Source organism: Sedimentitalea sp. XS_ASV28 (assembly GCF_041224545.1).
GTDB lineage: Bacteria > Pseudomonadota > Alphaproteobacteria > Rhodobacterales > Rhodobacteraceae > Sedimentitalea.
In genome coordinates, this window is the sequence record NZ_JBGFGP010000141.1 from 1 (window position 1) to 14,607 (window position 14,607).

At 65.9% G+C, this 14,607-nt stretch carries 4 protein-coding genes; 1 reads left to right on the top strand and 3 read right to left on the bottom strand.

Going from position 1 to position 14,607, the window contains the following annotated elements:
- The first annotated feature begins 472 nt into the window (after nucleotides 1-472).
- Nucleotides 473-2,020, top strand: a complete 1,548-nt coding sequence (xrtD, locus tag AB9K34_RS13085; RefSeq protein ID WP_369954873.1) for a VPLPA-CTERM-specific exosortase XrtD — start codon at nucleotides 473-475, stop codon at nucleotides 2,018-2,020.
- A gap of 343 nt (nucleotides 2,021-2,363) precedes the next feature.
- Here the strand turns inward: xrtD and AB9K34_RS13090 are convergent, their stop codons facing one another.
- From AB9K34_RS13090 to AB9K34_RS13100, 3 genes are read right to left on the bottom strand one after another with little or no spacing between them, the layout of a single operon-like run.
- On the bottom strand, nucleotides 2,364-6,986 hold the full coding sequence (locus AB9K34_RS13090; protein WP_369954874.1) for a MupA/Atu3671 family FMN-dependent luciferase-like monooxygenase: 4,623 nt from the start codon (nucleotides 6,984-6,986) through the stop codon (nucleotides 2,364-2,366).
- 19 nt (nucleotides 6,987-7,005) lie between these two features.
- Nucleotides 7,006-8,004, bottom strand: a complete 999-nt coding sequence (locus AB9K34_RS13095) for a glycosyltransferase family 2 protein (protein ID WP_369954875.1) — start codon at nucleotides 8,002-8,004, stop codon at nucleotides 7,006-7,008.
- The gene (locus tag AB9K34_RS13100; RefSeq protein WP_369954876.1) at nucleotides 8,001-14,447 is read right to left on the bottom strand and encodes a beta-ketoacyl synthase N-terminal-like domain-containing protein; all 6,447 of its coding nucleotides are present in this window, start codon (nucleotides 14,445-14,447) and stop codon (nucleotides 8,001-8,003) included. The genes AB9K34_RS13095 and AB9K34_RS13100 overlap by 4 nt, the downstream gene beginning before the upstream one ends.
- Nucleotides 14,448-14,607: the final 160 nt, after the last annotated feature.

A 14,607-nucleotide genomic window follows, 5' to 3' on the forward strand; every position in this document is an offset into this window, starting at 1 on the left:
CCGTCGGCATGCCCGCCTCTTGCTCCTTGATCATCCCGATAATCTGCGCCTCGGTAAAACGGCTCTTTCGCATTCGTCTGCTCCTTCAAGGTTGGGCAGACTCTACATCATGATGAGGGATTTCGCGGGGGGCAGGTCAAGGGCGGTCCATGACAGCGATGTGATGGCCTTGGAACCTTCTTAACTTGCCTGGGATAAGCGACTAGCATAACTGCAGGAGGCATTGAGTGTCGTCAATTCGTGAGATGAGGTACATGCGCCGCATGTGGCCGATGAAATTCGATCCGAGCAGGGCGCATCAGTGGACTGATCCCAGAGCTTGCGGCATATACAATGGCGTGCCATGCGCCCCTGGATGCGGCGTATCCATCACTTCAAGCAAGATGAACGAATCGATATGAAATCCAGCGCAAATGTAGCCCAATTGGGTGTTTCGAATACCCGGTCCGGTTGGATTGTTTCCGGTTGGAACATGTGGGGCCTGTTCTGGCTCGGCCTTGCGACGCTCGGGGCCGGTTATTATTTCTTTGACGGAATGGATGCGCTGGCAACTGCATGGCAATTGCCAGAATACAGCCACGGTCCGCTGATCCCGATCCTGTCGGCGCTCCTGTTCTTGCGTCAGCTCAAGGAATATCCGGTGGAACCCGGCCCCAAGAATGACCGCTGGGCGGGCGTTCTGGTGGTGTTCGTGGCCCTTGTCGTGGCAACGCTGGGGAATCTCGCCAATATATCGGATATCGTGGCCTATGCGCTCATACTCTGGGTGGGGGGCATCCTGCTTGTCAGTTTCGGCTGGAACACGGGCAAGCATTTCTGGCCCCCGGTCGTGCATCTGGTCTACATGCTGCCGCTGCCCGGCGTCATCTACTACAAGATGACGACCTGGCTTCAATTCATCTCTTCCGAACTCGGTGTCTGGTTTCTGCGCCTGTTGTCGGTACCGGTCTTTCTCGAAGGCAACATAATCGATCTGGGGGTCTACAAGCTGCACGTCGCCGAGGCGTGTTCCGGCCTGCGTTACCTGTTTCCGATCATGTCGTTCAGCTACATCTTCGCGGTGCTTTACAAGGGCCCGATGTGGCACAAGGCCGTGCTGCTGATCTCGGCCGCCCCGATCACGGTCCTGATGAATTCCGTGCGCATCGCCTTTGCCGGAGTTCTGGTTCAGGAGTTGGGGCTGGAATGGCTTGAAGGCTTTACCCATTTTTTCGAAGGCTGGGTGATCTTTCTCATCTGCATATTGCTGTTGTTTGCGCTGGCCCGCATCCTGCTGTTTTTCCAACCGACCCCGATGAGCCTGACCGCCGCGCTTGATCTCAACACCGACGGTCTGCTGACGCAGGCCTCGCGTTTGAAATTCGTCTATCCTTCCAAGGCGATGATCACTGTCGCGGTGCTGATGATCGCCGCTTCCGCAGCCTGGCAAAGTGTTCCGGAACGTGGAGTGGACCCCATCGAGCGCGAAAGCTTTGCAACCTTTCCGCGTCAGTTCGGGAAATGGCAGCAGGACGGCTTGCCGTTGCCGCTTGAAAAGAGCATTGAAGTGGCCTTGGGAGCCGATGACTATCATTCCATCAATCTCGTAAGCTCCGAAGCGGCCGCTCCGGTCGGGTTCTTCTCGGCCTGGTACGAGGATCAGAGCGATGGTGGTGTTCACTCGCCGGAAATTTGCCTGCCAAGCGGTGGCTGGGAAATCGCGTGGCTCGAACGATCCGATCTCACCGATGTGTTCGGATCGGATAAACCCTTCGAAGTGAACCGCGCGATTATCCAGAAGAACGAAAGACGCATGATGGTGTTCTACTGGTTCGAGCAGCGCGGGAAGAGGATTGCCTGGGATATGGAAGCCAAATTCTGGCTCATGATGGACGGCATCACCACGGGCCGAACCGATGGCGCCCTGGTTCGTCTGACGACGCATATTCTTCCGAATGAAAGCGATGAAGATGCCGAGGCGCGTCTGATGGATGTGATGCGCGAGATCCTGAAGCCGCTTCCCAGATTTGTTCCGAACTAAGGGGTATGGTGCGGTGATTTTTTTTTGTTTGGTTTTGTGCGGGTGATTATATTAACATAATTCAAATTATAGGAATGAGTTCACCGGTCTGACGGGCTGTTGATCGACGATGTGTTGCGGCTGGCGCGAACACCTGACTTCGGGGCCAGCCGTCGGGGTCCGGGCCCCCGGTTCCGGGCCCTGTGCATGGGCGGCGCTGCCATCGCTTGCCGGAGCCGCGCGGGATGGTGGGACGGTGCATCGCGGCGTCCCATGATCGACCCTGGAACATCCAGCATCGCCTGATGCGTTGAAATCCCTGATTTCAGGCAACGTCAGGGGTGCGGTTTTATCGCGAAACGCTTTACCGCCGCCGGCTCATGCGCAGGGCGCGGCGCCGGGCCATGGCGTCCATCTTCGTCTCGCCCGCCGCCGCCGGTTCGGGGTCCGGCGTGACGGTGGCCGGAGTGGGTGTGGCCGGAGTGGCGGCCGGTTTGGAACCTGCGCGCAGATGATCGCTCAGCGCCCCGAGCGTGGGGAAGCGGAAAATGTCGGTGACCTGCAGTTTCGCGTTGCCCAGCTCTGCCTTCAGCTCGCGAAATGCCTGCACGGCCAGCAGCGAATGCCCTCCGAGATCAAAGAAATTCGCGGTGAGCGGGATGTCGTGGACACCCAGAAGGCGGGTCCAGACCGCGCGGATGATGGCTTCGGCATCCGCGCGCCCTGCCCCCTCGGTGTTGGCGGATGTGCCGGTTGCCGGGGGCGACACCTGCGGGGTCGCTTGCGGGCGCGGCAGGGCCTTGCGGTCGACCTTCTTGTTGGGGGTCAGCGGGAAGGCCGCCAGCGTCACGTAATGGGCCGGGATCATGTGCGGCGGCAGGGTTTCCTCGGCAAAGCGGCGCAGCGCCGCGTCGTCCGGGATATCGCTGCCGGTCATGTAGGCCACCAGCCGCTGGTCGCCGGGCGTATCCTCGCGGGCGATCACCACCGCCTCGGAAATCGCATCATGCGCGTTCAGGCGGCTTTCGATCTCGCCCAGTTCGATCCGGTAGCCACGGATCTTGACCTGGTTGTCGATGCGCCCCAGAAAGTCCAGCCCGCCATCGGGTCGGCGGCACACCAGGTCACCGGTGCCATAGATGCGGTTGCCGTCCCGGAATGGATCGCTGCGAAAGCGGTCTGCGGTCTGTTCGGCGCGCTTGTGATAGCCACGGGTCACCCCTTCGCCACCGATCCACAGCTCGCCGGGGACGCCTTCGGGCACGGGCTGGCCAGTGTTGTCGAGGATATAAAGCTGGGTATTGGCGATCGGCGTGCCCAGATCCACCTGGTCGGCGGTCGCCGGACCGGTCGCCGACCAGATGGTGGTCTCGGTCGGCCCGTACATGTTCTCGATATGGGCATCGGTGACCCGGTTGAGATCGTCCACCAGCGCCGCGGGCAGCGCCTCGCCGCCGATCATCAGGTGCTTGAGCTGCGCGAGCGCGCCCCCTGCTTCCTCCTGCATGAAGATCAGCCGCGCCATCGAGGGCGTGCATTGCATATGCGTCACCCCGTGGCGCCGGATCTGGCCCCGGATCGAAACATCCACGACCTCCTGTGCGGTTTCGGCATTGGCCGCGCGCAGCACCTCGGACAGGGGGGTCAGCCCTTCCAGCACCTGCGGCACCGGGATGCCGTAATCGATCAGACAGGCGATTTCGCCGACACCGACGGCGCGCACCTCCTCGACCCGTTTCATGCAGTCCTCGACCGTGCCGAACAGGCCCGAATCCTCGAAATAGCGCAGGAACGCGAAATCCAGGATGCCTTCCAGCTCGTCTTCGCTCAGCGAACCGAGGTCGAGCTGGAACGGGGTGTCGACCCCCTTGGGCTTCTTGAAGGCCGGGAAGGCCCAGGCATATTGCTTGATCAGCCCGGCGGCCGAGCGCAGGTAATCCTTCATCGGTTCGCGCGCGACCTCGCGCGCGGTCTCGCGATCCTGCGCGATATAGGTGTGCAGCATCAGCGTGACGGTGAAATCGTCCGGGTCATGCCCGGCCTCGCGCAGGGCGTCGTGGTAGATGCCGATCTTTTCGCCCACCTCGGCGACGGATTGGCCGAGAAGATGGGTCAGCACGTTGGCGCCAAGCGCCCCGGCCTCTTTCCAGGTCTCCGGGTTGCCCGCCGTCGTCACCCAGATCTTCAGCTCTTTTGACACCGGGCGCGGCTGTGTGACCACCGGGTGCAGGGTCCCGTCCTTGCGCGGGAACGCGACCTCTTCGCCGCGCCAGAGCTTTCTCAGGGTCTCGATATCCTGCAACATTGCCGGTTTGTTGTCGGGCGGCGTGTTCTCGGGGCGCAGCACGAAATCGTCCGGCTGCCAGCCCGACGCGATGGCCAGACCGGTGCGTCCGTTGGTCAGGTTGTCGATCACCGCCCATTCCTCGGCAATGCGCGCGGGATGGTGCAGCGGCGACACGCAGCTGCCGGCCCGGATCTCGAGATTTTTCGTGACCGCGGCGACGGCGGCGCCGGTGACCGAGGGGTTGGGGAAGGGTCCGCCGAAGGCGTGGAAATGCCGCTCGGGCGTCCACAGCCCCTTGAAGCCGTTGCGGTCGGCGATCCTGGCCCCTTCGAGCAGCAATTCGTATTTCCTGGGGCCGACGCCATCGTCATTGCCCCAGTAGAACAGGCTGAAATCCATCGGTTTCACGGGGCCGGTGCGCACTGTCACCGGCGCACCGCCGCCCATGGCCTTGCTGTCGTCGCCCAGCACCACCAGCTTGAAACCGCGCGCCAGGGTCCAGAACAGTTCCAGCACCGAGATGTCGAAGGACAGGCTGGTCACCGCCAGCCAGGCGGCGCCGTCCTCATGCGGGATGCGCGCGTCCATGCCGACACAGAAATTCACCACGTTGCGGTGTTCGACCATCACGCCCTTGGGCCTGCCGGTGGAGCCGGACGTGTAGATCACGTAGGCGAGGTTTTCCGGGGTCGCGCCGCCATCGGCATTGTCCTGCGGGGCGCTGGCGATGCGCGGATCGCGGTCAAGCTCCAGCACCTCTGCCCCATGCGGCGGCAGATCGCCGGTCATCGCCGATTGCGTGACCACCACCGGGGCCTCGCTGTCTTCGAGGTAATAGGCGATCCGGTCCGCGGGATAGGCGGGATCGAGCGGCACATAGGCGCCGCCGGCTTTCTGGATCGCGATGGCCGCAATCACCAGGTCGAGCCCGCGCGGCAGGTAGAGCCCCACCATCACCTCGGGTCCGACGCCCATGGATTTCAGCACATGGGCGATACGGTTGGCGCGCGCATTGAGCGCGGCATAGGTCAGTTCCGTGGTTTCGAAGACCAGGGCCGTGGCGTCGGGTGTCCTGGCGACCTGGGCCTCGATCAGCTGGTGCAGGCACAGGCTGCGGTCGTGATCGGTGGCGGTGTCGTTCAGATCGAACAGCAGCTTTTGCCGTTCCTGCGCGCCGAGGCCGGGCAGCTCGGCAACCCGCGTGTCCTCTCCGGCCCCGGCCAGCGCCGTGGCCAGCACGTCGAGCCGGGCCAGCGCCGCGTCGCGTGCCGCATCGTCCAGCCGGGCCGCGTCCGAGATCACCTCGAGCCGCTCGCCCGGGCACAGGGTCAGCACGGTGCCGGGGATCGGCGTGGTGTCGGCCAGGTTGATCCCGATGGCGGGCATTCCGAGGCCCCGCAGGGCCGGATCGCGGGCCGGCAGGTCGAGGGCAAAGCCCCCCTTCCCTGCCGCTTTGGCCATGCCGTCGCGCAGATGGGCGGAAATCGCGCCCAGCGACCCGGTCACATCCACCCCGAGCGGCACCCAGTCGCTCAGGGTTCCGGCCAGCCGGGGCTGCCCTGTGCCGCTAAAGGCCAGGTCGAACCGGTCCATGCCCGACAGGCGCGCCGCCCATATGGCCAGCGCCGCCATCAGCCTGTCCCCGGCCAGCGGGACGGCATGGGAGGTCCGGTGCCAGTCGGCGGCGCCGGCGGTTGCCCCGGTATCGCCGATCCGCACGGGATCGAGGCTGGCGAGCGCCTTGCGCCAATGGCCTTCCTGCGGCGCGGTCGCCGCGAGGGCCGCATCGATGGCCGCGATCGCCCCGGCATCCGGGACCGGCAGCACCGTGCCCGTCGCGGGCAGCGCCTGTGCCGGTTCGCCGCTGATGTCGCTGAGCCCCGCGAGCCGGACCGCGCCGGTGCCGCAGGCAACGGTGAGGCTGTTGTCCCCGGCTGCCAGCACCGTGCCGGCCGGGGCCGATCCGCTGACCTCGCCGGCCTCGTGCACGAGGATCACCCCACCGTCATGACGAAACTTTGCCGCGGCCAGCGGGTTCCAGTAGGGACCGTGATCCAGCGCCCGTACCAGCCGCGCCACCTCGGCGGCGGGGGCGGAGAAATCCAGCCGCCCGCCGCCCGATGGCCGGTCTGCCCGGGCAAAGACCCGGCGGCTGGTGAAATCCTGCGCGGTGCCCGCGGTCTGCCCGGTCTCGAGCATCGCCACCAGCTCCGGGAAACTGTCGATGGCCTCGGCATAGCATTTCGTGTTGAGCGTCAGCGCGGTGTCCTGGGCGCCGATGTCAAAGCTGCGGGAGACGAGAATATTGCCCTCGTCGATGCCCTGCGTGATGTGGTGCCAGGTGATGGCATGGCTGGTCTCGCCGTTGAGGATCGCCCAGACCGGGACGTTGAGCCCGGCATAGGCGGGCAGCGGCCCGTCATGGAAGTTGACCGCGCCCTTGCCCGCCAGCGCCAGCACCCCGTCCGGCACCAGCGACAGGTTGGCGATGGACAGGAGCCAGTCGCAGCTCACCCCGGCCAGCCGCTGTTCCAGGTCCTTGCCCGGGGCCTCGACCCGCAGCCCTGCGGCCTCTGCCCAGCTGCGGATATCGGGATTGCGCGTCACCACGGCGGCGATGCCGTGGCCGCGCTCCTGCCAGAGGGTGGCGCATTGCACCAGGAGGGATTCATTTCCGATAAGAATGGCTGATAAGGGCATGATATCTCTGTATATCTATCTATTCTGCGGGATCGGGGGCAGGCGTGGTCTGCGCGGGGGTGCGGGCGGGGCCCAGCCCGACGGCATGGGCAACCATGTCGCGCAGGAATTTCTCTGCGTCTCCATGGGGTTTGCGCTCGATCTTGCAGCGCAACCTGAAGAGCAGGCGGCAGGTCACGAAGGACGCGGTGGCCAGCGCCGCGTAACCGGCGCCGTGGTTCTTGCTGAAATAATGCCAGCGGCTGTCGAACCAGTAGGCCGGCATCCGTTTCCACGTCTTCATCCCGGTCGAGACCGAACCGATATGCGTCACCCGGCTCTCGGGGAGGTAGACCGTGGGCCAGCCCGCCAGCCGGGCCCGGCGGCAGAGATCGGTTTCCTCGAAATAGAGAAAGAAGGTTTCGTCAAACAGGCCGATCCGGTCGAGCATTTCGCGGCGCATCATCAGGCTGGCCCCGGCCGTCCAGTCGACCGCGCGGGGACCATCGGGCAGATCCATCGGAACCACGTGCCTTTTCAGGAGCCGCGTGACCGGGCCGAACCGGATACCGCTCTCGATCTCGGACCAGATCGAGGGGAAGCGGAAAATGGTGCAGTGCCAGTCGCCCTCCGGCCCGTGGATATAGCTGCCGACAAGGCCGGTTTCCGGATGGCTGTCCAGATGCGCCATCAGGAGCCTGATAGCGCCCGCCTCCGGAAAGGCGTCGGAATTGAGGATATAGACGTAATCGGGCCTGACCCCGCCGGGCAGGCCGGCGCGGATCCCGACATTGTTGCCGGCGCCAAAGCCGCCATTGCGGCCCGACTGGATTACCGTGACCCGGCCGTCCCGGTCCCAGCCGCGCGCGCGCACCGCCGCGTCCAGCGTTTCGAACGAGCCGTCCCGGCTGTCATTGTCGACGATCGTGATGCCCCCGGCCACGCCCTCCATCCCGGCCAGTGCCGCCTCCGCCGATTGCAGCGTCATGTCGGCGGTCTTGTAGTTCAGGATGATGGTCTGCAGGACGGCGCCTGTCATTCGGCCGCCTCCGGCCAGTCGGCGGCGGCGTCCTCGACCTCGCGAATGCTCATCCGGATGCGCTCGGCCAGCACCCGGACGCTGGGTTCCAGCACCATGCTGTCATGATCGCCCGGCACCTCGATCACCTCGAGATCCCTGATATACCGGCCCCAGTCGTTGTCCTCGTAGACATAATCCTTGCCGCGGTCGATCCAGCGCCCCCCGGAGACTTTCCAGTAGCGGTCGAGCGGCGGGCGGAACAGCGCCACGCGCCCGTCATAGGGATGTGTCTCGTAAACCCCGATGGCGCGGTAGAACGCGGCTTCGATGTCGGCATTGTGGAACTGGTGCCCGGCCATTTCCTCGGGTCCGCCAAAGCGGTTGCGGATCTTGCTCATCTCCCAGTGATAGCGCTCGCGGGCCCATTTCGAGAAATAGCCCAGCCCCTCGCGCTGCAACTGGTTCAGCTTCAGCAGCATCCGGTCCTGCCGCGTCAGCTGGGGCCGGCGGGCCAGCGGGGTGTCGAGCATGATGACGATGCTGGCTGTCTCGCCCGCCTCTTTCAGCTGGCGCGCCATTTCATAGGCCGTCAGCCCGCCTCCCGAGAAACCGCCGATGATATACGGCCCTTCCGGCTGCACCTCGCGCATTTCCGCGATATAGTCGGTGGCCGCCTCGACCAGCGTTTCATGCGGGCCCTCGTCCCCGTAGAGGCCGCGGGCCTGCAACCCGTAAAAGCTGCGGTCCTTGCCCAGCAGGTTGGCGAGATGGCGCAGGTTGAGCACGTTGCCGAACATGCCCGCGACCATGAAGATCGGGGTCCTGGTTCCGGTTTCGGCGGTGCTCATCGGCACGATATGGGTGAAGCGGCGCGTTGGCGCGGCCTCGGCGGGGCTCTGCTCGCCCGGTGCGCCGATGGCCGTGTCCCCGCCGACGCGCTCCGCGATCAGCGCGGCGCATCTGGCGATTGTCGGCGCCTCGAACAGCATCGAGATCGGGAAATCCACCTGGTAGGTCTTCTTGATGGAGGCAAACAGGCGGACCGCGATCAGCGAATGCCCCCCGAGCGCAAAGAAATCGTCCTCGACTCCGACCTGGCTGACCCCGAGCAGATCCTCCCACAGCTCGGCCAGCGCGGCCTCGATCGCGGTGGAAGGGGCGACATAGGTGCTGTCCAGGTCCGGGCGTTCGAATTTCTGCCCCTCGCCCTCCCGGGTCTCGGTGCCGGCAATCACCTGCGCCGTGAGCGCATGCAGGTCGAGCGAGGAGATCACCACCTGCGACAGCCCCTGGCCGAGCGCGCGTTCAAACAGCATCGCCCCTTCGGGCGGGGTGATCCCCTGGCTGAGATTCTGCCGCAGGCGCTCTTCGGTCGGAGAGAGCGGGCGCATGTCGGCCGCGGCGCCCTCGATCTCGACCTCGCTTTCGGAGAGCGGCACGGCGCGGGTGATATCGGCCGCGTCCTCGATCATCTTGATCTGGAACCCCTCGATCTCGACACAGACACGGCCCTGCGCATCCGCAAGCGTCACGTCGAACCGGGCAATCGGATTGTCGGTGCGATTGTCCGGATGACCGCGCACCCAGCTTGTGATCTCGCCCGGCAGCGGATGCAGCACGCGCACGGTGTCATAGGCGATCGGGACCCAGAGATGGGCCGACCGGTATCCCTCGATCAGCTGCATCGCCCAGCCCGTGGCGATGTCCAGAAGCGCCGGGTGCAGAAGATAGCCCGCGTCCAGGTCACTCTGGTAGGCCGGATCGAGGGACAGCCGCGCGATCCCCTCCTGCGCGCCAAGGGCGGTGTCGCGCAGCACGTTCCAGCGCGGCCCGAAATTCAGGTGCCCGGCCTGGGCCGAGGGCAGCGCCGCCCCCTGCCCGTCCGCGCGATCCGGGCAGCGCTCGCGGATCGCCGCGATGTCGATGACTTCCGGCCCCTTGCGCCGCGCCCCCGCCGCGAGGCTGGCCTGCGCGTTCAGCTGCCAGCCGTCGCGCCCCTTGAAGGTGGCGTCGCTCTGCATGACGAAGCGATAGGCCTCGCCGTCGCGCTCGAGCTTGACGCGGATGTCCCGCGCCGCGCCCTCCGCCACCTGCACCGGGCGCAGGAAGATCAGGTCGCTCAGGGTAAAGGCGCCGTCATGGCCCTGTGCCTTCATCGCCTGGGCGGCCAGTTCCAGATAGCCGGTGCCGGGCAGGAAGGCATCGCGTGTCTTCGAGCGATGCTCGTCGATCACCCAGCAGCCGGTATCCAGCCGGCCGGTCAGGATGCGTTCGCCGGCCCCGTCGAACCCCGCCTCGCTCAGCAATACGGCGTCGATCGGCATCGCGGGCACCGCGAGGGCCTCGCCCTGCCGCGCCGCCATCGCGCCCGCGGCCATGCCCACCTGGCTCCAGAGGCCCCAGTTGATGGCGACGACGCGGGTCCTGCCGCCCCTGCGCGACCTGGCATAGGCGTTCAGGTATTCGTTGGCCGCGACGTAATCGACCTGCCCGGCGGGGGCGGTGATCGTCGAGGTCGAGGAGAACAGCACCAGCAGATCCAGCTCGCCATCGGCGAACAGGTCGTCCAGCACCTGCGTGCCGTGGATCTTGGCGGCAAAGACCGGTTCGATCGACAGGTCGTCCTTGGCCAGCAGCGGCCCGTCATCGATGGCCCCGGCGGCGTGGATCACACCGTTGATCGGGCCAAGATCGCGGGTCACCTCGTCCTTCAGCCGCCGCATCTGTTCCAGGTTGCAGACATCCGCCTGCGCCGCCTTGACCGTGCCTCCCAGCTTCTCCAGCCGCTCGACGGCGCTGATCGCCTGCGAGGTCGGGTCATGGGGGCCGTATTTGCGCAGGTGGCCGGCCCAGTCCGCGCGGTCCGGCAGCGGCCGGCGCGACAGCAGCACGATCCTGGCCTGGTGCTTGCGGATCAGGTTTTCCGCCAGTGTCAGGCCGATGCCGCCAAAACCGCCGGTGATCATGTAGACGCCGCCGGTGCGCAGCGGGGTCTCTTCGGTGTCCCCGAGCGTGATATGGCGGAAGTCCAGCTCATAGCGGCGGGCGTCCCGCAGGGCGGCCACGGTGTTTGCGGGCACCGCCAGCAGATCTTCGAGCACCCGGTCGGCAAGAGCGTTCATCTGCGCCTGCGCCGCCGCCTTCTTCAGCCGCCGCCCCGGCAGTTCCACGTCCAGCATCGCCGCCGTCACCCCGGCCAGTTCGCGCGGCATGACCCGTACCGGCCCCGCGATCGTGGCCTTTTCCGGGTAGGGCAGCGCCTCTTCGCGCACCTGCGCCGCGCCCGAGGTGATGGCCAGGACATGCATGTCCCCGATCTCCTCGGCGGCCAGCGCCTGGGCAAGATAGAGGAGCGAATAGAAGCCGTGCTCCTGGTTGCGGTGATAGAAGCTCGATCCGGGGCGGAATTTCTCGGCCCCCGTGACCAGCCAGAAATGCGCCACCCGCGTCGGCGCGATGCCGCGCTCGACAAGATCCGCGACCAGCTGGTCGAACGCCGCGCGCCCGCGTTCGGGATTCATCACGTAGGATTGCTCGCCGAGCCGGTCGAACCCGTCGCCGGAGGTCACGTCGATCACCGTCTGGCCACTGGCCCGCAGCCGTTCGGTGACCCGGTCCGCAAGGCCGGTATCGTCCCTGAAGACCAGCCAGGTCTCTTTCGCCGCCTCCGCGAGATTGCCGGCCACGTCCACGTCGCACTCTGCCAGCCGGGGTTTCCAGACCGGGCGATAGCCCCAGTCCTCGGGGTTCTCGATCCGCACCAGCATGTCCTGGGCGGTGTCCGCGCGTGCGGTGCCCGGTTCGATGAAATACCGCGCCCGCTGGAACTGATAGCCGGGCAGCACCACCCGCTGGCGCGGGGTGTCGCCCCAGACCTGCGACCAGTCCGGCTCAAGGCCCAGGGCCCAGAGGCGCCCCAGGGTTTCGATGAAATAGACGTCGTCGGACACCTCTTCGTCCATGTGGCGCAGCACCGACACGATCCGGCCCGCCGGGATGTCCGCCTGCATGCGCGCGAACGAGCTCAGCGCCTTGCCCGGTCCCATCTCGATGAAGACCCGCCCGGCGCCGCCGGCGGCCAGGGTCGCCAGGCAATCGGCATAGTTCACCGTGCCGCGCAGGTGCCGGACCCAGTAGTCCGGATCGGTGGCCTCGGCATCGGTCAGGACCTGGCCCGTGCGGTTGGAAATCACCGGGATTTGCGGCGGCCGCAGATCGAGGGTTTGCAGATGCGCGCGCCAGTCATCGAGGATCGGATCCAGCATCGAGGAATGCGCGGCGATGTCGATCGGCACCCGCTGGCATTCGATATCCAGTGCCGCCAGTTTTTCGGCCAGCGTTTCCAGCGCCGCCTGCGGCCCCGACGCCACGCAGAGGTCGGGGGCGTTGACCGAGGCGATCTCCAGCCCCCGCTCCAGCAGCGGCTCCAGCTCCGAAGCGGCCATCGGAACGCTGAGCATGCCGCCGCGGGGCACCGTGTCAAACAGCTGCCCGCGCCTGTGCACGAGGCCGATGCAGTCTTCGAACGACATTACCCCGGCCAGGCAGGCCGCCGTGTTCTCGCCCATCGAATGCCCGACCAGCGCCGCCGGCCGCACCCCCCAGGACATCCACAGCTGCGCCAGCGCATATTCCATCATCATGATCAGGGGCAGCTGCACCGAGGGCTGTTTCAGCGTCTCGTTGGCGGCGTCCAGGCCGTCCCCCTCGGTCAGCCACAGCGCCTTGAGGTCGTAATCGAGCGCCGGTTGCAGATGCGCCAGCCCCCGGTCCATCCAGTCGCGGAACACCGGCTCGGTCTCGTAGAGATCGCGCGCCATGCCCGCATATTGCGCGCCGCCGCCGGGGAACATGAAGACCGCCTCGGGGTCGGATCCGGCGGGTTCGTGGTCAAAGACCCGGCGCGGATTCGCCCCTTCGAGCAGATCGGCCGCCTCTTCGTGGCTCGCGGCGACGATGATCCGGCGTTTCTCGAACTGGCGGCGGCCTTCGATGAGGGTAAAGGAGACATCCTCCAGCGGCTGTTCGGGATGCGCGCGCAGATGCGCCGCCAGCGCCGCGGCATTGGCATCGAGCGCCGCCTTGTTGCGCCCGGACACCGGCAGGATGTGAAACGGCCAGTCCGAGGGCTGCGACGCGGCCCGGGCGGGGGCCTCTTCGATCACCACATGGGCGTTGGTGCCGCCGACCCCCAGCGAATTGATCCCGGCGCGGCGCGGCCCCTTGTACGACACCCAGTCGCGCAGCTCGGCATTGACCGAGAAGGGAGAGCTGTCGAAATCGATTGCCGGGTTCGGCGCCTCGTAGCCGAGCGAGGGCGGGATCTGCCTGTGGTACAGGCCCAGCGAGGCCTTGATCAGGCTGGCCACCCCCGCCGCCGTATCCAGGTGGCCGATATTGGTCTTGACCGAGCCGATCCGGCAAAACCCGGTTTCCTCGGTGGTTTCGCGAAACGCCTCGGTCAGCGCCGCCACCTCGATCGGGTCGCCCAGATAGGTGCCGGTTCCGTGGCATTCCACGTAATCGATGGTGTCGGCACTCACCCCCGCCATCAGGTGCGCTTCGGCGATGGCCCCGGCCTGGCCATCCACCGAGGGCGCCAGGTAGCCGGCCTTGGCGGCGCCGTCATTGTTGATCGCCGAGCCCCGGATCACCGCCCAGATATGGTCGCCATCGGCAATGGCGTCCTCGAGCCGGCGCAGCACCACCACGCCCGATCCCGAGCCGAACACGGTGCCCTCGGCGCGGTGGTCGAAGGCATGGCATTCGCCATCCGGCGACAGGATCTCGTTTTCCTTGAAGATATAGCCCCGCCCATGCGGCAGTTCGATGGTGACCCCGCCCGCCAGCGCCATGTCGCATTCGCCCGATTGCAGCGCGGCACAGGCATAATGCACCGCCACCAGCGAGGTCGAACAGGCGGTTTGCAGGTTGACCGACGGCCCCTTGAGATCGAAGACATGCGACACCCGGGTCGACAGGAAATCCTTGTCGTTGCCGGTGTGGCGCAACAGGAACATGCCGACATCGTCGACCAGGTCGGGATTCGAGCAGACGTTGAAATAGAAATAGCTGCCCATGCCGCAGCCGGCAAAGACCCCGACGGCCCCGTTGAGCGTCTCGGGCGGGTGTCCCGCGTTCTCGAAGGCCTCCCATGCAACCTCCAGGAACTGGCGGTGCTGCGGGTCCATGATCGCGCTTTCCTTGGGGGAGAAGCCGAAGAAATCGGTGTCGAACATCTCGAACCCGTCCAGGACCGCGGCGGCGCGCACGTAATTGGGGTGATGCAGGTTCCGGGTGCTTTCCCCGGCCTCCCTGAGGTCCTCCTCGCTCAGCTTGCGGATCGAGGAGCGCCCGTCACGCAGGTTGTCCCAGAACCGGGACACGTCCCCCGCTCCGGGCAGATGCGCCGCCATCCCGACGATGGCGATATCGTCGCGTTCCTCCAAAGAGGTGTGCATGCTATTGCTCACAACCAAATAACCTCAACCAAACCGTGATTTCCTCTGTCACGCATACTATCAGCATCAGGCAGCCGGGAAAGCCCTTGCGGCAGTTTGGCCGATTCCCGTGTACAATCTTCAAACAGGGTCCGGCACGCGCTAGAATCCTGCCGCAAGG

Coding starts and splice junctions, on each gene's coding strand:
- AB9K34_RS13095 (WP_369954875.1), bottom strand. CDS start 8,004: ATGACAGGCGCCGTCCTGCAGACCATCATCCTGAACTACAAGACCGCC.
- xrtD (WP_369954873.1), top strand. CDS start 473: ATGTGGGGCCTGTTCTGGCTCGGCCTTGCGACGCTCGGGGCCGGTTAT.
- AB9K34_RS13100 (WP_369954876.1), bottom strand. CDS start 14,447: ATGCACACCTCTTTGGAGGAACGCGACGATATCGCCATCGTCGGGATG.
- AB9K34_RS13090 (WP_369954874.1), bottom strand. CDS start 6,986: ATGCCCTTATCAGCCATTCTTATCGGAAATGAATCCCTCCTGGTGCAA.